The sequence below is a fragment of the Pseudomonas sp. UBA1879 genome, assembly GCF_002338065.1.
GTDB lineage: Bacteria > Pseudomonadota > Gammaproteobacteria > Pseudomonadales > Pseudomonadaceae > Aquipseudomonas.
In genome coordinates this window covers 130,381-149,310 of sequence record NZ_DDHJ01000011.1, presented here as the reverse complement: position 1 = coordinate 149,310, position 18,930 = coordinate 130,381, and the positions used below count along the sequence as shown (strand labels likewise).

Below are 18,930 nucleotides of genomic sequence, written 5' to 3'. Positions count from 1 at the left end.
CATTGCCCGTCACTGCGCAATCTTGAATAATCGCGGCCCTGAGAATCACTCGCAGACGCCAATGAATCCCGCCATCATTCATCGCCCTAGCATACTCGCCATCGAGGACGATCCTGTGCTCGGCGCGTTCGTGCACGACCAACTGGACCGTTGCGGCTTTCATGTCACCTGGTGCCAGAACGGCGCAGACGGGCTCGAACGTGCCCAGGCGCAACCTTTCGATGTGGTGCTCATGGACATTCTGCTGCCGGGCATGAACGGGCTGGACATCCTCGTTCATCTGCGTCGTCGCCACACGATGCCCATCATTCTCATGTCGGCGCTGGGCGCCGAGGCTGACCGCATCACCGGTTTTCGCCATGGCGCCGACGATTACCTGCCCAAGCCGTTCAGCGTCGACGAACTGCGGGTCCGTATCGAAGCCATTTTGCGCCGCGTGGAGCTGGAGCGACGCTTCAATACGGTGGTCGAGACAGCGGTGGCGCCCAGCGTCGACCCACTGACGTTCGACGAGGACCTGTGTGACGTCAGTTTTGGCCGCAAGGCCGCGCAATTGACCCGCAGTGAATATCGTCTGCTGGAAACCCTCTGGCGCACGCCCGAAGAGGTGTTGAGCAAAGCCTTCCTTTATCAGCATGTGTTGCAGCGCGGCTATTCCCAGCATGACCGCAGCCTCGACATGCACGTGAGTCAGATTCGGCGCAAGCTCAAGGCGATTGGCTATGAAGCGCGTCAGCTGCGGACCGTATGGGGCAAAGGCTACGTGCTGACGGCGGCGCCAGCGGATGCCTGACCGCCGTTTCCGTTTGCCCGGCAAGCATTCGCTGTTCTGGAAACTCGCCTTTCTGCTGGTGGGTTTCTGCCTGTTGATGATCTGGCTCAGTTGGTATTGGGGGCGCTACGTCGAGACCCAGAACGCCTTCCTTTCCGCGGAAGCGCGGACTGTCCTCAACGGCTATGCCGCCGAAGCCGAGCAGGCCTGGACGGTAGGGAACGAGCGGGGCATTGACGACTGGCTGCGAGAGGTCCGCCGCCATGAGCCCGGTTGGGTGGGCGTGATTGGCCACGACTTGCAGTCCCTGAGCAGCATGCCGCTCGATGACAGCCAGATGCAGCGGCTGACCTTCATGCGGGGCGTCGACTGGCCCATGAGCCGACGTCAAAAGACTGCTCCCTGGCTCAAGATCCCCTTTCCCAATGATCCCAGCCTCGGCAGCCTGGTCATCGAATTGCCGGAGCGTTTCAAACCGGGGCGTTATGCGCTGGTCTGGCAAATGCTGACCAACGGGGTCATCCCGGCGCTGTTTACGCTGCTGCTATGCGTCGGGCTGTACCGGTTGCTCATCCGCCCGCTCAATCAACTCCGGGAGCAGGCCAACGCTTGGCGGGCCGATCGCCTGTCCAGCCGCCTCTCGTCGCAGATGACCGCCCGACAGGACGAGCTGGGCGAACTCAATCGCGCGTTCGATCACATGGCCGCGCGCCTGCAATCGACGGTGCAGATTCAGCAGCAGTTGCTGCGGGACCTGTCCCACGAACTGCGCACGCCGTTGAGCCGACTCAGCGTCGCCTGTGACAGTGAGCAAAGTCTGCCGGACCTGCGCAAGCGCTTGAGCCGGGAAGTCGAGGGCATGCGCCGGTTGGTGGACGACACCCTGCACCTCGCCTGGCTCGACGCCGAGCGCGAGAAGTTGCCTGACGAAGACATTCAGGTGCTGGCGCTGTGGGACATGCTGGTGGATAACGCCCGCTTCGAGAGCTGCTGGCCCTTGCGGCAGTTCGTGTGTGATCTGGACAGCGACTGTTGGGTCCGTGGCCACCTCAATACCCTGGCGCAGGCCCTGGAAAACATTCTGCGCAACGCGATTCGTCATTCGCCCCCTGAAGGCATCGTGCAATTGGGTGGCCGTCGTGACGGAGATGCCTGGCTGTTGTGGCTGGAGGACCAAGGCGGCGGGGTGGACGAGAGCGACCTTGAACGCATTTTCGCGCCGTTCATCCGACTCGACGGCGCCCGGCCGGGGGATGGTGGATTCGGATTGGGACTGAGCATCGCCCGCAATTCCTTGCGGTTGCAGGGCGGCGACATGTGGGCCGAGAACACGGCAAGCGGGTTGCGGATGATCATGCGGTTGCCTGCCAGAGAAACAGAGGCCGCAACTTGACTCGGCCCCGTCCACACACCTGTAGCCCCGCGCGCGCACGCTCACGCCTACAGGAGGATCCTTGCATCATGCAGTCGCATCTTTAGCCTTTATTCCATTTCGCCCTATCGAACTCACTTTGCGTGATATGGGCTTGGGGCGATTGCCGGTATGATAGGCGACCCCCGCACGTCTGGATCGCAAACACGCCATGACCCTGCAGTATCAAACCATCGCCGATTGCGTCGGCAACACCCCGCTGGTGCGTCTGCAACGCATGGCCGGGAACACCAGCAACACGTTGCTGCTCAAGCTCGAAGGCAATAACCCGGCCGGTTCCGTGAAAGATCGTCCGGCGCTGTCGATGATCACCCGTGCCGAACTGCGCGGTCAGATCCACCCCGGCGATACGTTGATCGAAGCGACGTCCGGCAATACCGGCATCGCTCTTGCCATGGCCGCCGCCATCAAGGGGTATCGGATGATTCTGATCATGCCGGACAACTCCAGCGCCGAACGCAAGGCCGCGATGACCGCCTATGGCGCCGAGCTGATTCTGGTCAGCAAGGAAGAAGGCATGGAAGGCGCCCGTGATCTGGCTGAGCGCATGCAGGCCGAAGGCCGTGGCAAGGTACTGGACCAGTTCGCCAATGGCGACAACCCTGAGGCGCATTACGTCGGCACCGGCCCGGAAATCTGGCGGCAGACCGGCGGCACCATCACCCACTTCGTCAGTTCCATGGGTACCACGGGGACCATCATGGGCACCTCGCGTTACCTCAAGGAACAGAATCCGGCGATTCAGATCGTCGGCCTGCAACCCATGGACGGCGCATCGATTCCCGGCATCCGTCGCTGGCCTTACGAATACTTGCCAAAAATCTACCAGGCCGACCGTGTCGACCGCATCGTCGACATGGCGCAAAGCGAAGCCGAGGACGTGATGCGGCGTCTGGCCCGCGAAGAAGGCATCTTCTGTGGCGTGTCCTCGGGCGGCGCTGTGGCAGGCATGTTGCGTCTTGCCCGGGAAGTCGAGAATGCGGTCATGGTCGCGATCATTTGTGACCGTGGCGACCGTTACCTGTCGACCGGCGTCTACGATGCGCCCAACTGATGGCCAAGCGTGAGACCAGCCTGCGTTTCCAGCCCAGTGGCGGCACCCGGACAACGCAGGTCCCGACCGGTAAAAAGCAACGTTTGACTATCGAGCGGCTGGCCAACGACGGGCGCGGCATCGGCTTCGTCGAGGGCCGGACCTGGTTCGTTGCCGGCAGCCTCGCTGGCGAAGACGTGGAAGCGCGGGTGCTTGGCGCCCACGGCAAAGTGGTCGAGGCGCGGGCCGAGCGCGTGTTCCAGGCCAGCCCGCTACGCCGCCCGGCACCCTGCAAGCACTTTGGCCGGTGCGGTGGGTGCAGCGTGCAGCATATGCCTCACGACGAACAACTTGCCCTGAAACAGCGCATGCTGGCCGAGCAGTTGAGCCGCGTGGCCGGGGTCGAGCCCGAAGAGTGGGCCGCTCCGTTAGTGGGTGACGAATACGCCTACCGTCGGCGGGCGCGCATCGCCGTCCGCTGGGATGCCAAAGGCAAACGGCTGGACGTTGGCTTTCGCGCCGCCTCGAGCCAGGACATCATCGCCATCGAAGAATGCCCGGTGCTGGTACAGGCCTTGCAACCGATCATGACGGCGTTACCGGGCATGCTGCGCAGGTTGAACAAACCCCAGGCGTTGGGTCATGTCGAGTTGTTCAGCGGTTCGGCCAATGCCGTGTTGCTGCGCCACACCGCGCCGCTGGCAACGCAGGATCTGGAAACCCTCAAAGCGTTTTGTGACAGCCACGGCGCGCAACTCTGGTTGCACGGCGAAGGAGAGCCGCAGCCTGTGGACCCTGCCGCGCAGTTGGGGTATGAGCTCGGGCCGTGGAACCTGGCGCTGGTGTATCGGCCCGGTGACTTTGTGCAGGTCAATGCGCAGGTCAATCAGGCAATGATCGAGCAGGCACTTTCGTGGCTTGCCCCACGTTCGGATGAACGAGTGCTGGACTTGTTCTGCGGGCTTGGTAACTTCGCTCTACCGCTGGCGCAGATCGCGCGCGAGGTGGTGGCGGTGGAAGGGGTCGACGTCATGGTTAGACGGGCGGCCGACAATGCGGCCAGCAACGGTTTGCACAACGTGACGTTTCATCAGGCGGATTTGTCGCAGCCGCTGGACAAGGCGTCATGGGCAGCGGAAGGTTTCTCCGCGGTCTTGCTCGACCCCCCGCGTGACGGGGCGTTCGAGGCAGTCGGCAAGCTTGCAAAGCTGGGCGCCGAGCGGTTGGTGTATGTGTCGTGCAACCCGGCAACTTTGGCGCGCGACACGGTCGAACTGATCAGGCAGGGCTACCGATTAAAACGTGCCGGAATTCTCGATATGTTCCCGCAGACAGCACATGTCGAGGCAATGGCGTTATTTGAAGCGGGTAAGTGAGACCAGCAGGGCTTCAGGAAGCAAGCCGACGTCTCACAGGGAAACCCGTTTAATCCGACTGGCCCGCGCATGCGAGACCTTGCAAGGCCCGCAAGGAGCATGCGCTGAGAAGGCCGGCGACTGATGGCGCATTTCATCGCGCCTTAGGGAAGGTAAGCAACATGGTACAGGTGAGAGCGCACCAGCCGATCAACACAGACGGCAGTATCAACCTCGACGCATGGCTTGATCATGTGGTCAGCGTCGACCTCGCAGTGGACCGACAGGCGTTGAAAGAAGCCTGTGAATTTGCCCGGCAAGCCGAGCAACAGGACAACGCCGCCAAGAACCTCTGGGCGGAGGGCACGTCGAGTTTTCAGACGGGTCTGGAAATCGCCGAAATCCTGGCCGACCTCAAACTCGATCAGGACTCCCTCGTCGCCGCTGTGATCTACCGTGCCGTGCGCGAGGGCAAGATCCCCTTGCCCGACGTCAGTCAGCGTTTCGGCCCGACCGTGGCCAAGCTGATCGACGGTGTGCTGCGCATGGCTGCTATCAGCGCCAGCCTCAGTCCTCGCCAATCGATGGTCCTTGGTACCCAGGTGCAGGTGGAAAACCTGCGCAAGATGCTGGTGGCGATGGTCGATGACGTACGCGTCGCGCTGATCAAGCTGGCCGAGCGCACCTGTGCCATTCGCGCGGTGAAGAACACCGACGATGAGAAGCGCAACCGGGTCGCCCGGGAAGTCTTCGACATTTACGCGCCGTTGGCGCATCGCCTCGGCATCGGTCATATCAAATGGGAGCTGGAGGACCTGTCCTTCCGCTACCTCGAACCCGAGCAGTACAAGCAGATCGCCAAGCTGTTGCATGAACGCCGCCTCGACCGCGAGCGTTTCATCACCGACGTCATGTCCCAGCTGGAGAACGAACTGCTGGCGACGGGGGTCAAGGCCGATATCAGCGGTCGGGCCAAACACATCTATTCCATCTGGCGGAAAATGCAGCGCAAGGGTCTGGAATTCAGCCAGATCTACGACGTTCGCGCCGTGCGCGTGCTGGTCCCGGAGATGCGGGACTGCTACACCGCGCTGGGGATTGTCCACACCCTGTGGCGCCACATTCCCAAAGAGTTCGACGACTATATCGCCAACCCCAAGGAGAACGGCTATCGCTCGCTGCACACTGCGGTGATCGGTCCGGAAGGCAAGGTGCTGGAGGTGCAGATCCGTACCCACGCCATGCACGAAGAAGCTGAACTCGGGGTCTGCGCCCACTGGCGCTACAAAGGTACTGACGTCAAATCCAGCTCCAATCACTACGAGGAGAAAATCTCGTGGCTGCGTCAGGTGCTGGAATGGCACGAGGAGCTGGGTGATATCGGTGGCCTGGCCGAGCAACTGCGCGTCGACATCGAGCCGGACCGCGTTTACGTGTTCACCCCGGACGGTCACGCGATCGACCTGCCCAAAGGCGCGACTCCGCTGGACTTCGCCTACCGCGTGCACACCGAAATCGGCCACAACTGCCGAGGCGCGAAGATCAACGGGCGTATCGTGCCGCTCAACTACAGCTTGCAGACCGGTGAGCAGGTCGAAATCATCACCAGCAAACACGGCACCCCGAGCCGCGACTGGCTGAACTCGAACCTGGGTTACATCACCACGTCGCGGGCGCGGGCGAAGATCGTTCACTGGTTCAAGCTGCAGGCACGGGATCAGAACGTCGCGGCGGGCAAGGGCTTGCTGGAGCGCGAGCTGGCGCGTCTGGCGTTGCCCCAGGTGGACTTCGACAAGCTGGCCGAAAAGGCCAACATGAAAATCGCCGAAGACATGTTCGCCGCCCTTGGGGCCGGCGATCTGCGTCTGGCGCAATTGGTCAATCTGGCGCAACAGCTGGTCGAGCCGGAACGCGGCAATGAGCAACTGGAGCTGATTCCACGCAAGGCCTCGGGTTACAAACCGGGCAAGCGCGGCGACATTCAGATTCAGGGCGTCGGCAACCTGATGACGCAAATGGCCGGCTGCTGCCAGCCGTTGCCCGGAGACGCCATCGTCGGCTACATCACTCAAGGTCGGGGCGTGAGCATTCACCGCCAGGACTGCGCCTCGGTGTTGCAGCTGGGCGGGCGTGAGCCGGAGCGGATCATCCAGGTCAGCTGGGGGCCGGTGCCGGTGCTCACCTATCCGGTGGACATCATCATCCGCGCGTACGACCGGTCCGGTCTGCTGCGCGACGTCTCCCAAGTGCTGCTCAACGAGCGCATCAACGTGCTGGCGGTCAACACCCGCTCGAACAAGGAAGACAACACCGCGCTGATGTCGCTGACCATCGAGATTCCGGGGCTGGACGCGTTGGGTCGTCTGTTGGGGCGGATTTCGCAGTTGCCGAACATCATCGAAACCCGGCGTAATCGCACGCCCTGAAAACAGCTGTGAGTTTTGAGCTGCAAGCTGCAAGTTGTCTGTGTACAGCCTGCGGCTCGTGGCTTGCCGCTGAGAGTGAAGAGATTCTTTGAATGTATACCCTGGATGATCTGCTGAACCTGATGGCCCGCCTGCGCGATCCGCAGTACGGTTGCCCGTGGGACGTGAAGCAGAATTACGCCACCATCGTGCCGCACACCCTCGAGGAAGCCTACGAAGTGGCCGACGCCATTGAGCGTGGCGATTACGATGACCTACGCGGGGAATTGGGCGATCTGCTGTTTCAGGTGGTGTATTACTGCCAACTGGCGAGGGAAGAAGGGCGCTTCGCATTCGAGGGTGTGGTCGACGGCATCACTCGCAAGCTGATTCGTCGCCACCCCCACGTGTTTCCTACCGGTGATCTGTACGCGCCGCTGGAGACACCGCGCCTGAGCGAAGAGCAAGTCAAGCAACGCTGGGAGGCGATCAAGGCCGAGGAGCGTGCTGAAAAGGCGCATGTGCCTGAGCAGTTGTCGTTGCTCGACGACGTGCCGGCTGTGTTGCCTGCGTTGTCGCGGGCGGCCAAGTTGCAGAAGCGCGCGGCGCAGGTCGGTTTCGACTGGCCCGAGGCGCTGCCGGTGGTCGACAAGGTGCGCGAGGAGCTGCAAGAAGTCCTTGAGGCCATGGCCGACGCTGACTCCGCAGGCATCCACGAGGAAATCGGCGATTTGCTGTTCGTGGTGGTGAATCTGGCGCGTCATTTGAAGGTCGATCCGGAGCATGCCTTACGCGCCGCCAACGGCAAATTCGAGCGGCGCTTTCGTTTTATCGAACACGCCTTGCGCGATACTGGCCGCCCCATCGAAGATTGCAGCCTCGAAGAGATGGATGCGCTCTGGGGCGAAGCCAAGCGCCAGGAAAAGAACACGCCCAACTGCGGTTGAGTGACTATTGAGAGAGAGAAGATAAATGGCGGGTATTTCCCTTCGTGACCAGTTGCTCAAGGCAGGGCTGGTCAACGAGAAGCAGGCCAAACAGGTCGCCAAGACCAAGCAGAAAGAGCAACGTCTGGTGCACAAAGGTCAGGCTGTGGCTGACGATGCCGCGCAGCGCGCTGCTCAGGAGGCCATGGCCGAGAAAGCCAAGCGCGACCAGGAGTTGAACCGCCAGCAGCAGGAGAAGGCCGAGCAGAAAGCCCGTGCCGCGCAGGTGAAGCAGTTGATCGAAGCGACTCGCTTGCCGAAGCTGACCACCGAGGACTATTACAACTTCGTCGACGACAAAAAGGTCAAGCGCCTGTCGGTCAATGCGCTGATGCGCAGCAAGCTGAGCAACGGCTCGCTGGCCATCGTGCATCACGGCGGCACCTATGAAGTGATCCCGCGCGAGGCCGCCCTCAAAGTTCAGGAACGCGACCCGCGTCGCATCGTGATGCTCAGCGAGCCGACGGAAGAGCCGGCCGATGGCGACGATCCATACGCGGCCTACAAGATCCCTGACGATCTGATGTGGTAGCCCTTAACACAACAAAACCCGCCGAGGCGGGTTTTGTTTTGTCGCGATTCCGTTATTGCGAGTTGCTCGCTGCCTTCTTGGCTTCCAGCTCCGCCAGCTCTGCTGCGTAACGCTGTGCGTCCGATTCGTGGTGGAACATCCCGACCAGTTGGTCTTGCTGGCGAACATCCCAGATCTGAATACCATCTGCAATGCTTTCGTGGGAGATATGGGACTCGTCGCGTTCAGTAACAGTTACCGTCATAGTGGAGACTCCTGACTCTTTGAAAATCTGCGGCAGGACGTCGCAGTGGCTTCTTTATAAATTTGCGTAGCCTGCTAAGTAAACGAGCCATTTCTGCAACAGTTATTTGCAGATTTCGTAACAGTCAGCCAAGTGACTGTTTCCGAAGGCTCTGCGGCGTTTTGTCGCACTCATTTGAAGGCCATGAAGAATCTTTCATAAAGACGCGGGGAACAGAATCCGTCACAAACCCGGCGTCATTGGCCGCCGGATTTGCTGCGAGACTACTGGGCGTTACGCGCATGACGATAGTCGCTGACTGCCTCGTATACGGCCTTGCGCAAACGGTTGATGCCACCGATCGGGCGATGCGCTTCGGTCCCGAACCATGGGTTGAAGGACTGGTTGTCGCAGGCCAGATTCAACGCGGGCGTATCGAAATCCTGGGGCGCGACCCTGACACTGGCCACGGTCTCGAACGGCGCATCGCTTTCCTTCCATTCGATGCTGGTGTCTTCGATGGGCATGAATGCCTGCGGGTTTTGCCGCTGAATCTGCAACACGAAACACGCTGGCATGCGGTCGGTGGACAGCTGTTGATTCAAGGCGCTGCGCAGGAAGTTGGGCAGGTCCTGGTTCTGTTTCGGCACCGCGTAGGGCGGACAGCTCTGCGGGTCAGGGGCCACCCGGAATTTGGCGTTCGCGGCCCCGAACTTGTAGGGGGATACCGAGTAGTAAGTGGTCTGCGTCGGGCTGATCGGTGCTGACGAGAGCGTTGCCAGGGCGATGAACAGATGCCGTACTTGCCAGCTGCGCGGGTCGAGGCGGGGAAAAAACGCCAGCACCTTCTGGCCGTCGGCCTGAGCGCTGATGTTTTGGGCATATTCGGCCACGTCGCTGACGAAGAAATTCGGGTGGCTGAACATCACGAAATCCTGTTCGGCCCGCGTCGGCTGATCGGCCAGCAGTTGTTTGCCAGGCACATCGAGCAACTTGAGCGCCATGCCTCGGGCATCCCGAATGCTGTCGAACTGCGGGTAGGCGTTGCCGTTGGACAGGCGCATGACCGCTTGCCAGGTTTTGCCCGGTTCGGCGAACACGCCCTGGCGCAAGGCCGGGTCCAGGTTCGCCAGCACGCTGACCTCGGCTTTCACACAGCCGTGGGCCTTGGCATGGGCATCGCGCAGGTAGCGCGTAGGTTCGCGATGCTGGTCGACGATGCGCACGGCGGTTTGAATGATGCCCTGGGTCATGGCCGCTTCACCGGGCGGGATCTGCTCTTCTGTCGAGACCCGGCCGCTGTGTTGCCAGGCGAACCAGGCGCTCGACGCCAGCCAACCTAAAAGCCCGAGGCCGATCAGCCACAGCAGGGCCTTGCCCAGAAATGCACCCAAGCGCAGCCACAGACGCGCGGGCAGGGAGTGTTGCGTGTCGCGATGTCGAGTGATCATGGCAATTGCTGCTCCAACGGGCCGCCCAACACTTTCAGGTATTCCAGCAGCGCCCAGCGCTCCTGGGGCTGCAAACCGCGTCCGATCACGCCGTTGATCTGCTGGCCGTCGCGGAATTCGTGACCGCTGTTGTGGTTGCCGGGTGTTCGGGTGTCGAACAGAAAGGCGTTTTTGAACGCGGTCGTTTCGTAGCCCAAATGCAAGGGATCATAGTTGAAGGTGCCTTTGTAGAACGTCGTGCTGCGCTCGTCCTGAGGCGAGAGCAATTGATAGATCGTCGGCACCGAGCCGTTGTGCAGGAAAGGCGGCGTCGCCCAGACGCCGTCCAGCGGCCTGGCTTTATAGGCGCGCAGTTCCTGGACAGCGATCGGCAGGCCGAAACCGTCCATGGCAGGGCGATCAGCAACAGGCACGTTCGCTGCGTTGTAGGCGTTGTTTTCCACGTAAGCGGTGATGTAAGCCAGCGCCTTGGCGGACGTCACATTATGTGTGTCCAGCGGGGCTGTCGGTTTCGGGACCAGATGGACATTGGTCAGTTGGTCCAGTTCGGCCTGGGTCCACTTCAGCGCGCTGACGTCGTAATGGTTGTTGGCGATGTTGTCGGCGGTGTTGGGGTCGGTGCCGACTTTCGTCACCGGGATCATGTTCAGGTACTGCACGGTGCGGCCGTCGACCAGGCTTTTCGCAGGGACATGGCAGCCTGCGCAATTCTCAGCGAACAACGCGCGGCCCTGAGCAGCCAGCGGCTTATTGATCGGGCCGAACAGTTGCTCGGGCCAGGTCGGGGGTTTCAGACGCTGTAAGGCCTGTTCGATGGTGTCCAGATCGCGTACACGCACGCTGGACGGGTAACGATCAGCGCCTTTGAGGGCTTGCCCGGCGCTGTCGAAGAACGTCAGGGTCGCGCCGACGCCCAAGGATTCGCCGACGTTACGCGCCATGGGTTGCTTGGCGGAGCCGTTCCACTGCACCCAGTCGAACGTCCAGATGTCCCACAGCTGCGGGTAGTCCACGGGCGCGTTGGCAATGCGATAGTTCTCGGGGGAAATAGCGTCGCCGAAGGTGGCGTTGGCGATGCGACCGAACGCATCGGTGCGCCCCGGCCCCTCTTCGGTGGGATAGAGGCCGCGATGGGTATCGTTCCAGGCGGTTTTGACGAAGGTGTTCAGCGACTGCTTGAACTCATCACGCAGTTGCGCGTGGGCGGCCTCATAACGGTCGCCCAGCACGTTGCGAGCGAAGCGCTCGAATTTCCACGGGTTGTAATAGGTCGCCACAAGACTGGCCACCAACGCTTGACCGAAACTGCCGCCCCGCAGCGTTGGCACACTGGACGGCAATACATGCTGCGCGGTGCCGCCGTCGATGCGCAGGGCCTGTCCCTTGAAATGCAATTCGCCGGTGTGGCAGGCGGAGCAGGTAATGTCCAGGTACTCGACGGTGTGATCAGGGTTCAAGTGGCGCGTGAAGCCAACGGGCAGGTTGCCGGGATTCAGCGATGTGGGCACCTGCTTGGGGTCCACCAGGAAACCAAAGCGGGCGAGGTGTTCGGGCGCTGCGAAACGCGCTTCGGAGAACGGCATCTCCAAGGCCGTGAACCAGTTGTAATGCAACCCTTTTATCTGCGTGCCTTGCGGGGTGAAGTAATAGGTCTGGCGGTCGCTGTCGTCCCATTGGTGTTGATACAGCACCTGCTCGACCGGCGTGTAGTCAGGCAGCTTGGGGTTGACGACGTAGTAGATCACCACAGCCAGAATCAGCACCACACTGGCGAGTAGCAGGAGCAATGCACGGCGAAGAATGCGCAAGATAACAATCCTTGTCGGTTTTTTGGTGTCCTTATGACATCACGGCGATGCTGTGGCAAGTCACGCGTATGCCGGAGACTGGCCCACCGCGCAGGCCAAAAAAAACCCGCCGGGACGGGCGGGTTCTTTGTGGGGCTCGGGTAAGGCTGCGAATCAGCTGCCTTTCACCGATTTACCGTTCACCGTGCCGTCCTGCAGCATGATGTTGTATTCCTTGCCGTCGGTCTCCACCTGCTGCAACCGCACCAGCAAGTAGTCGTAGTCCTTGGCGAACCACATCACGGTGATGCGCTTGTTCTGCGTCGGGTCGCGCACGCGCTCGACCTTGATGGCATCCACCGAACCGACTTTGGTGTCGACTTTCTCGGTGCCCAGCACGCGGAAGTCGTAGGTATCGACTTCATCGCCGTCGACCACTTGGTACGTCATGCTCTTCTTGCCGGCGGCGACGTCATGCTGCAGCGCAAGTTGATAGGTGGATTTGTCGAGAACACCGGTGTTCAGCGGGATTTTCACCGCGTCGTTACGGTCGGTGCCGGTGATGAATTTGGTCGGCCAGTCGAAAACCAGGTCCACCGTTTTGCTTTTGCCCAGGCCGCCACGTTCGAAGTGGTAGGTCTGTGGCAGCAGTTGATCCTTGTCGACCTTGAGCGTGCTGATTTCGGTCAGGCTGGCGATCATCATCGATGCCTTGAAGCTCAGGGTCCAGGTGCCGTTGGCGTTCTTTTCCAGGCTGCGGGTGGCGCTGCCGCCGCCAACAGGGAGCTGTTTGAAATCAGCGGTGTAGCTGGCGGAGAAGGGTTGAAGGTCTGCCGCGTTGACTGCAGGGAGTGCGAACAGAGCGAAAGCGAAGAGCAGAGCGCGACGCATGGTATCTCCTGTCTTTAAAGTGAAGAGCCGGGTTGAGTGGCCGGGATCAAATGGCCGCGAGGGCCCAATGGCTGCCCGTCGAGTGTGACACCCTCTTTGCCCAGAGCCAGACGACCTTCCGCGAACCAGTGGATCGCCAGTGGGTAAATCAGGTGTTCCCGGGCGTGAACCCGTTGCGCCAAAGTGGCAGGCGTGTCGTGCAACTCTACCGAAACAACAGCCTGTACGACCAGAGGGCCCCCATCGAGTTCCTCGGTGACGAAGTGCACGCTGCAGCCGTGGGCCGTGTCGCCGGCCTCGATCGCCCGTTGGTGGGTGTGCAAGCCTTTATACAGGGGAAGCAATGACGGGTGTATGTTCAGCAGACGCCCGTGGTAATGACGCACGAAACCCGGGGTGAGAATTCGCATGAAGCCAGCCAGCACCACCAACTTCGGCGAGAACGAATCGATCAGCTCGACCAGTGCCGCGTCGAAGGCCTCGCGACCCTCGTAGGCGGTGTGATCGAGGACGCGGGTGTCGATGCCCGCGTGCTTCGCTCGCTCGAGTCCGTAGGCATCGGCGCGGTTGGAAATCACCGCGCGAATGCGAGCCGGGCATGAACCGTCCTGGAAGCGGTCGATCATCGCTTGCAGGTTACCGCCCGTGCCGGACAGCAGCACCACTACGTCACAACGCTGGGGTAAATCAGGCTTGGAGGTGTCAGGCTGGGTTGCGCCGGACATCAATGGGCCTTGACGTTCTTCAGCTCGACTTGTGCAGCGCCTTCGGCTGCAACGCCGATCTGGCCGATGACCCAAGGCTGCTCGCCCGCGTCACGCAAGGCGTTCAGTGATGCGTCGACGTGCTCCTGCGCCACGCAGATGACCATGCCTACACCGCAGTTCAGGACGCGGTGCATTTCGTGTTCGTCGACGTTGCCTTTCTCTTGCAGCCAGTCGAACACCGCCGGGCGGGTCCAGCTCGCCACGTCGACCACCGCCTGTGCGCCTTCGGGCAGGACGCGCGGGATGTTATCCAGCAGGCCGCCGCCGGTGATGTGGGCCATGGCCTTGACCGCGCCGGTGTCCTTGATCAGCTTGAGCAATTGCTTGACGTAAATACGGGTCGGCGCCATCAGCAGATCGGCCAGCGGTTTGCCGTCCAGCTGGATGGTTTCGATGTCGGCACCGGACACTTCGATGATCTTGCGGATCAGCGAGTAGCCGTTGGAGTGCGGGCCGGAAGAGGGCAGGGCGATCAGCGCATCGCCGGCCACGACCTTCGAGCCGTCGATGATTTCGGATTTTTCCACGACACCGACGCAGAAACCCGCCAGGTCGTAATCTTCGCCTTCGTACATGCCGGGCATTTCAGCGGTTTCGCCGCCCACCAGCGAGCAGCCCGCCAGTTCGCAGCCAGCGCCGATGCCGGTCACAACCTGAGCGGCGGTGTCGACGTTCAGTTTGCCGGTGGCGTAGTAGTCGAGGAAAAACAGAGGCTCGGCGCCGCAGACGACGAGATCGTTGACGCACATGGCCACCAGGTCGATGCCGATGCTGTCGTGTTTGTTCAGGTTCAGGGCCAGGCGCAGCTTGGTGCCAACGCCGTCGGTGCCGCTGACCAGCACCGGCTGCTTGTAACCGGCCGGAATTTCGCACAACGCGCCGAAGCCACCCAGGCCGCCCATCACTTCCGGGCGCTTGGTGCGCTTGGCGACGCTCTTGATGCGTTCGACCAATGCTTCACCGGCGTCGATGTCTACACCGGCGTCTTTGTAGCTCAGGGAGGGTTGCTTGCTCATGATCCAGGCCTTTAGGGGGGATTCGGGGTAACGACCGAGGTGGATGCGGCGCGTGGCCGTGTCATCGCCGGTCTGCGAAGGCGCGCGATTTTATCAGGGTTAGACCCCTGCGGCCATCCTTGGGCCGACCGGCAGGGCCATGGATGAAGAAAAAATAACCGGTTCGTTCAGGGTTTAGCCGTTCGTCGGTCACGCCAAAAGGTGTAAGTTCGTCTGCACAGTGAGCGATTCGGATGGCCATGCGGTCTGATTCGAGCCAGTCAAGTTCATGCAGCTATTTATCAGCTGCGATTTTTGTTTCGTGGGAATCCTTATGCGCCTTAAAAACTGCCTGTTCGTAGGTTGTCTGTCCTTGATGAGCCTTCCGGCCCTGGCCGAGACGGTGAACAATCTCTATCAGGTGCGCGAGCCGGTCAGCGGGCAGACCCCTGATGAGAAAACCCGCGCCACGCAGGCCGCGCTGGAGACCCTGGTCATTCGTCTGACCGGCGACCCCAAGGCCGCTCAGGGGGCGGGCCTTGCCGAGGTTCGTAAAGACCCGCAGCAGATCATCAGCCAGTACGGCTACGACGCCGGGCCGCCCGAGTCGTTGCAGGTGGATTTCGATCCGGCGAGCACGGACCGCGCTTTGCGCCAGGCCGGTTTGTCACTGTGGGGTTCGAACCGCCCGGTGATCATGGCCTGGTGGCTGAACGACGCCACCGACGGCGCTAATCTGGTGGGCGACGGTCAGTCTAGTGCCGAACCACTGCGCCGCGCTGCCCAGCACCGGGGCCTGCCACTGCGGTTGCCATTGGCAGACTTGAGTGAGCAGGGCATCGGTAATGCCAAGACCCTGGACGGCAATGACGTCGCGCCGCTGAAGCAGGCGTCGGAGCGCTACGGCTCCGATGCGATTCTCGCCGTTCATGCGCAGGAAAATGGCGGTCAGTGGCAAGGCAAATGGCATCTGTGGCTGGGCGACAAGGCGGAGCAGGGCACTGCGACCGGCGCCAGTTCCGCAGCACTGGCTGACGCCGTGCTGCTGGCAGTGAGTCAGCGTCTGGCCCCGAGGTTCGTCGTCAAACCGGGGGCGTCTTCGAGCATGGCACTGGAGGTCCAGGGGATGAATCTGGAGCGTTATGCGCAACTGGGCCGCTTGCTCGAACCGTTCGGCGGTCGCCTCAAATCGGTAGACGCAGACCGGGTGACGTTCGACGTAAGCGGCAGCACCGATCAACTGCGTTCGCAATTGGCGCTGGCGAAATTGCAGGAAGTGCCGGCGGCTGAAGTGCCCACTGCGCCGGTCGATGCCGGGCAAACGCCTGCCGTTGGTGCCACGCCAGGTGCGCCTGCGCCGGTCCCTGCACCGGCCGCGACACAAACACTGCACTTCCGCTGGTAAACGGGTTCTTAACGGCGTTGCATGAAGCATTTCATTTTGGGTTAAGGGGCGGTAATGACTGATACGCGTCGTTGGTTCTGGCTGGGCGGGGTTGTCCTGTTGTGCCTGTTTGTCTGGCTGCTGCACGCCATCCTTACGCCGTTTCTGGTGGCGTTGCTGTTGGCGTACATGGGCGACCCCCTGGCGGATCGACTTGAGAAACTGAAGTTCTCGCGAACCTGGAGTGTGGTAACGGTCTTCATGTTCTTCACCCTGATTTTCATGGGGCTGTTGTTGGTGCTGGTGCCGATGCTCGCCAAGCAGTTGTATCGCCTGTACGAACTGGCACCGCAGATCCTCGATTGGTTGCAGCACACCGCGTTGCCGTGGACCCAGGCGAAACTAGGACTGGCGGACGGGTTCTGGAAGTTCGACAAGGTCAAGGCGGCGATCTCCGAGCACATGGGGCAGACCGGCGATATCGTCGGCATCATCCTGGCTCAGGCGACGACCTCGACGCTGGCGTTGATTGGCTGGCTGACCAACCTGGTGCTGATCCCGGTGGTCTGCTTCTATTTATTGCGTGACTGGGACGTGATGATGGCCAAGGTGCGCAGCTTGCTGCCCCGTCATCGCGAGAAAAAGATCGTAGCGCTGGCCGATGAATGCCATGAAGTGCTGGGCGCGTTCATTCGCGGCCAGTTGCTGGTGATGGTGGCGCTTGGGGTGATTTACGCGGCGGGCTTGATGCTGGTCGGCCTGGAGCTGGGTTTGTTGATCGGGGTGATCGCTGGTCTGGCGGCCATCGTGCCCTACATGGGCTTCGTGATCGGTATCGGCTCGGCGATCCTTGCGGGCTTCTTCCAATTCGCCGGCGACCTGTATCCGATGCTCGGGATCGTCGCGGTGTTCATGGTCGGTCAGGCGCTGGAAGGCATGGTGCTGACACCGCTCTTGGTGGGCGATCGCATCGGTTTGCACCCGGTGGCGGTGATCTTCGCGATTTTGGCGGGTGGCGAGTTGTTCGGTTTCACCGGCATCCTGCTAGCGTTGCCCGTAGCGGCCGTGATCATGGTGCTGGTGCGGCATGTGCACGATCTCTATAAAGAGTCGGATATCTACGGCGGCATGGAAGATCCGGATTTGTAGGAGGGGGCTGGCGCGACCCCATTTGTAGGAGCGAGCTTGCTCGCGATTGCGGCATATCCGTGTCAGAAATGGAGTCTGGCGGTGCGTGATCGTGAGCAAGCTCACTCCTACAGGGTATCGGTGTGACGCCCATAATCCGTCGCCTGGCCCGAGAGAAACGCAAGCCTTTGATTTTGCACATCCTCTGCCGCATTGTGCGGCCCGTGCTGCGGGTATAAACTTTGCGCACTTTACACAGAGGCCCCTTGGCGGTTCTTCACGGAGCCGTTCAGCCAGCATGAAACCAGTTCAGCTGCCCCTGAGTGTGCGTCTGCGTGATGACGCCACTTTCATCAATTACTATCCAGGCGCCAATGCCGCTGCACTCGGCTATGTCGAACGCCTGTGCGAAGCCGAGGCCGGGTGGACTGAAAGCCTCATCTATTTATGGGGCAAGCATGGGGTAGGGCGCACTCATTTGTTACAGGCCGCCTGCCTGCGTTTCGAACAGATGGGCGAACCCGCCGTTTACCTGCCCATGGCTGACGTCATCGATGAGGGCGTCGAGCTGTTCGACCATCTTGAGCAATATGAACTCGTGTGTCTCGATGACATTCAGGCCATCGTCGGTAAACCTGAATGGGAAGAAGCCCTGTTTCACTTGTTCAACCGCCTGCGTGACAGCGGCCGTCGCCTGCTGATCGCCGCCTCCTGTTCTCCTCGAGAACTGCCGGTCAAACTGGCCGACCTCAAATCGCGACTGACCATGGCGCTGGTGTTCCAGATGCGCCTGCTGTCCGACGAAGAAAAACTTCGTGCCCTGCAATTACGCGCGTCCCGCCGGGGCCTGCACCTCACAGATGAAGTCGGGCATTTCATCCTTACCCGGGGCAAGCGCAGCATGAGCGCGCTGTTCGACCTGCTCGAAGAACTCGATCAGGCCTCGTTGCAGGCGCAGCGCAAACTGACCATTCCCTTCCTGAAAGAGACCCTGGGCTGGTGAACTCGCCGCTGGTTGATCCGGCACTCGTGCTGCAGACCGCAGCAGCCTTACGCCACGCCGAACGCATTTTGATCATTACCGGCGCCGGGCTGTCGGCGGATTCCGGGCTGCCGACTTATCGCGGCGTAGGCGGCCTTTATAACGGTCACACCGATGACGGGCTGCCCATCGAAAGGGCATTGTCCGGGCCGATGTTGCGCGACGATCCGGCCCTGTGCTGGAAATACATTGCCCAATTAGGCAGCGCGTGCCTCGGCGGAGAACCCAATGCGGCGCATTATGCGATCGCCGAGCTGCAACGGCGCAAACCGGGGTGTTGGGTGTTGACGCAGAACGTCGACGGCTATCATCGCGCGGCGGGGAGCCCGCCGGAGCGGTTGATCGAGATTCACGGTCAGTTGGCGCCGCTCTATTGCCAGTCCTGTGGCGCCGAAGACCCGCTTTTCAGCGAGCACCTGCAACGACCGCTGCCGCCTTTGTGCGCGCGGTGTCATGGCATATTGCGACCACCGGTCGTGTTGTTTGAGGAGATGTTGCCAGAGCTGGCATTGAATGTGCTGTATGAAGAGATGGCAAAAGGCTTTGACGCTGTGCTCAGCATCGGAACCACTGCTAGCTTCCCTTATATTCACGAGCCGATGTTGCGCACGCGGGTGGCGGGAGGCTTTACTGCCGAGATCAATCCTTCGTTGACGGATCACTCCATCCACATGGATGTATTTCTGAGGTGTAGAGCCTTAGATGTGATGAGCGACCTGCTAAGTCACATTTGATTCGATTGAATTT

General features: G+C 61.1%; 17 protein-coding genes. 11 read left to right on the top strand and 6 right to left on the bottom strand.

Annotated elements, in window-relative coordinates; genetic code table 11:
- Positions 1-61: 61 nt before the first annotated feature.
- From B3N48_RS11215 to B3N48_RS11185, 7 genes are all read left to right on the top strand, one after another.
- On the top strand, positions 62-793 hold the full coding sequence (locus tag B3N48_RS11215) for a response regulator transcription factor (protein ID WP_296183450.1): 732 nt from the start codon (positions 62-64) through the stop codon (positions 791-793).
- Complete coding sequence (locus B3N48_RS11210) at positions 786-2,165, top strand: sensor histidine kinase (protein WP_296183447.1); 1,380 nt, start codon at positions 786-788, stop codon at positions 2,163-2,165. Before B3N48_RS11215 ends, B3N48_RS11210 begins: the two co-directional genes overlap by 8 nt.
- 190 nt (positions 2,166-2,355) lie before the next feature.
- Positions 2,356-3,258 carry a cysteine synthase CysM gene (gene cysM / locus B3N48_RS11205; RefSeq protein ID WP_296183444.1) on the top strand — a complete coding sequence of 301 codons (903 nt, stop codon included), beginning with the start codon at positions 2,356-2,358 and terminating at the stop codon, positions 3,256-3,258.
- On the top strand, positions 3,258-4,613 hold the full coding sequence (rlmD, locus tag B3N48_RS11200) for a 23S rRNA (uracil(1939)-C(5))-methyltransferase RlmD (protein ID WP_296183441.1): 1,356 nt from the start codon (positions 3,258-3,260) through the stop codon (positions 4,611-4,613). The genes cysM and rlmD overlap by 1 nt, the downstream gene beginning before the upstream one ends.
- A gap of 161 nt (positions 4,614-4,774) precedes the next feature.
- Entirely contained in the window at positions 4,775-7,018 is a 2,244-nt protein-coding gene (gene relA / locus B3N48_RS11195; RefSeq protein ID WP_296183438.1) for a GTP diphosphokinase, read from the top strand.
- A gap of 92 nt (positions 7,019-7,110) precedes the next feature.
- Positions 7,111-7,944 (top strand): nucleoside triphosphate pyrophosphohydrolase, encoded by an 834-nt coding sequence (mazG, locus tag B3N48_RS11190; protein ID WP_296183436.1) that lies wholly within the window; start codon positions 7,111-7,113, stop codon positions 7,942-7,944.
- A gap of 25 nt (positions 7,945-7,969) precedes the next feature.
- Entirely contained in the window at positions 7,970-8,515 is a 546-nt protein-coding gene (locus B3N48_RS11185) for a DUF2058 domain-containing protein (RefSeq protein WP_296183432.1), read from the top strand.
- Between the two features lie 52 nt (positions 8,516-8,567).
- On the opposite strand, the gene B3N48_RS11180 is transcribed toward B3N48_RS11185, so the two are convergent.
- The 6 genes from B3N48_RS11180 to purM all read right to left on the bottom strand — a co-directional run bounded on the left by B3N48_RS11180 (position 8,568) and on the right by purM (position 14,650).
- Complete coding sequence (locus tag B3N48_RS11180; protein ID WP_296183430.1) at positions 8,568-8,759, bottom strand: hypothetical protein; 192 nt, start codon at positions 8,757-8,759, stop codon at positions 8,568-8,570.
- Between the two features lie 263 nt (positions 8,760-9,022).
- Positions 9,023-10,189, bottom strand: a complete 1,167-nt coding sequence (locus B3N48_RS11175) for a catalase family protein (protein ID WP_296183427.1) — start codon at positions 10,187-10,189, stop codon at positions 9,023-9,025.
- The gene (locus B3N48_RS11170) at positions 10,186-11,997 is read right to left on the bottom strand and encodes a di-heme-cytochrome C peroxidase (protein ID WP_296183425.1); all 1,812 of its coding nucleotides are present in this window, start codon (positions 11,995-11,997) and stop codon (positions 10,186-10,188) included. The genes B3N48_RS11175 and B3N48_RS11170 overlap by 4 nt, the downstream gene beginning before the upstream one ends.
- A 153-nt stretch (positions 11,998-12,150) precedes the next feature.
- Positions 12,151-12,867, bottom strand: a complete 717-nt coding sequence (locus tag B3N48_RS11165; protein WP_296183423.1) for a DUF3108 domain-containing protein — start codon at positions 12,865-12,867, stop codon at positions 12,151-12,153.
- A gap of 14 nt (positions 12,868-12,881) precedes the next feature.
- Positions 12,882-13,592 carry a phosphoribosylglycinamide formyltransferase gene (gene purN, locus B3N48_RS11160; protein ID WP_296183421.1) on the bottom strand — a complete coding sequence of 237 codons (711 nt, stop codon included), beginning with the start codon at positions 13,590-13,592 and terminating at the stop codon, positions 12,882-12,884.
- On the bottom strand, positions 13,592-14,650 hold the full coding sequence (gene purM, locus B3N48_RS11155) for a phosphoribosylformylglycinamidine cyclo-ligase (RefSeq protein ID WP_296183418.1): 1,059 nt from the start codon (positions 14,648-14,650) through the stop codon (positions 13,592-13,594). Before purM ends, purN begins: the two co-directional genes overlap by 1 nt.
- A gap of 313 nt (positions 14,651-14,963) precedes the next feature.
- On the opposite strand from purM, the gene B3N48_RS11150 reads away from it, so the two are divergent.
- The 4 genes from B3N48_RS11150 to B3N48_RS11135 all read left to right on the top strand — a co-directional run bounded on the left by B3N48_RS11150 (position 14,964) and on the right by B3N48_RS11135 (position 18,917).
- Positions 14,964-16,034 (top strand): DUF2066 domain-containing protein, encoded by a 1,071-nt coding sequence (locus B3N48_RS11150; protein WP_296183416.1) that lies wholly within the window; start codon positions 14,964-14,966, stop codon positions 16,032-16,034.
- 54 nt (positions 16,035-16,088) lie between these two features.
- Positions 16,089-17,162, top strand: coding sequence for an AI-2E family transporter (locus tag B3N48_RS11145; protein ID WP_296183414.1), 1,074 nt, complete (start codon positions 16,089-16,091; stop codon positions 17,160-17,162).
- 277 nt (positions 17,163-17,439) lie between these two features.
- A complete protein-coding gene (gene hda, locus B3N48_RS11140; RefSeq protein WP_296183411.1) occupies positions 17,440-18,144 on the top strand; it encodes a DnaA regulatory inactivator Hda in 705 nt (234 codons plus the stop codon).
- Between the two features lie 8 nt (positions 18,145-18,152).
- A complete protein-coding gene (locus B3N48_RS11135; protein WP_296183574.1) occupies positions 18,153-18,917 on the top strand; it encodes an NAD-dependent deacylase in 765 nt (254 codons plus the stop codon).
- Positions 18,918-18,930: the final 13 nt, after the last annotated feature.

What these genes read in the sequence shown, in the direction of transcription:
- B3N48_RS11215 (WP_296183450.1), top strand. Translation starts at nt 62, where the DNA reads ATGAATCCCGCCATCATTCATCGCCCTAGCATACTCGCCATCGAGGAC.
- B3N48_RS11210 (WP_296183447.1), top strand. Translation starts at nt 786, where the DNA reads ATGCCTGACCGCCGTTTCCGTTTGCCCGGCAAGCATTCGCTGTTCTGG.
- cysM (WP_296183444.1), top strand. Translation starts at nt 2,356, where the DNA reads ATGACCCTGCAGTATCAAACCATCGCCGATTGCGTCGGCAACACCCCG.
- rlmD (WP_296183441.1), top strand. Translation starts at nt 3,258, where the DNA reads ATGGCCAAGCGTGAGACCAGCCTGCGTTTCCAGCCCAGTGGCGGCACC.
- relA (WP_296183438.1), top strand. Translation starts at nt 4,775, where the DNA reads ATGGTACAGGTGAGAGCGCACCAGCCGATCAACACAGACGGCAGTATC.
- mazG (WP_296183436.1), top strand. Translation starts at nt 7,111, where the DNA reads ATGTATACCCTGGATGATCTGCTGAACCTGATGGCCCGCCTGCGCGAT.
- B3N48_RS11185 (WP_296183432.1), top strand. Translation starts at nt 7,970, where the DNA reads ATGGCGGGTATTTCCCTTCGTGACCAGTTGCTCAAGGCAGGGCTGGTC.
- B3N48_RS11180 (WP_296183430.1), bottom strand. Translation starts at nt 8,759, where the DNA reads ATGACGGTAACTGTTACTGAACGCGACGAGTCCCATATCTCCCACGAA.
- B3N48_RS11175 (WP_296183427.1), bottom strand. Translation starts at nt 10,189, where the DNA reads ATGATCACTCGACATCGCGACACGCAACACTCCCTGCCCGCGCGTCTG.
- B3N48_RS11165 (WP_296183423.1), bottom strand. Translation starts at nt 12,867, where the DNA reads ATGCGTCGCGCTCTGCTCTTCGCTTTCGCTCTGTTCGCACTCCCTGCA.
- purN (WP_296183421.1), bottom strand. Translation starts at nt 13,592, where the DNA reads ATGTCCGGCGCAACCCAGCCTGACACCTCCAAGCCTGATTTACCCCAG.
- purM (WP_296183418.1), bottom strand. Translation starts at nt 14,650, where the DNA reads ATGAGCAAGCAACCCTCCCTGAGCTACAAAGACGCCGGTGTAGACATC.
- B3N48_RS11150 (WP_296183416.1), top strand. Translation starts at nt 14,964, where the DNA reads ATGCGCCTTAAAAACTGCCTGTTCGTAGGTTGTCTGTCCTTGATGAGC.
- B3N48_RS11145 (WP_296183414.1), top strand. Translation starts at nt 16,089, where the DNA reads ATGACTGATACGCGTCGTTGGTTCTGGCTGGGCGGGGTTGTCCTGTTG.
- hda (WP_296183411.1), top strand. Translation starts at nt 17,440, where the DNA reads ATGAAACCAGTTCAGCTGCCCCTGAGTGTGCGTCTGCGTGATGACGCC.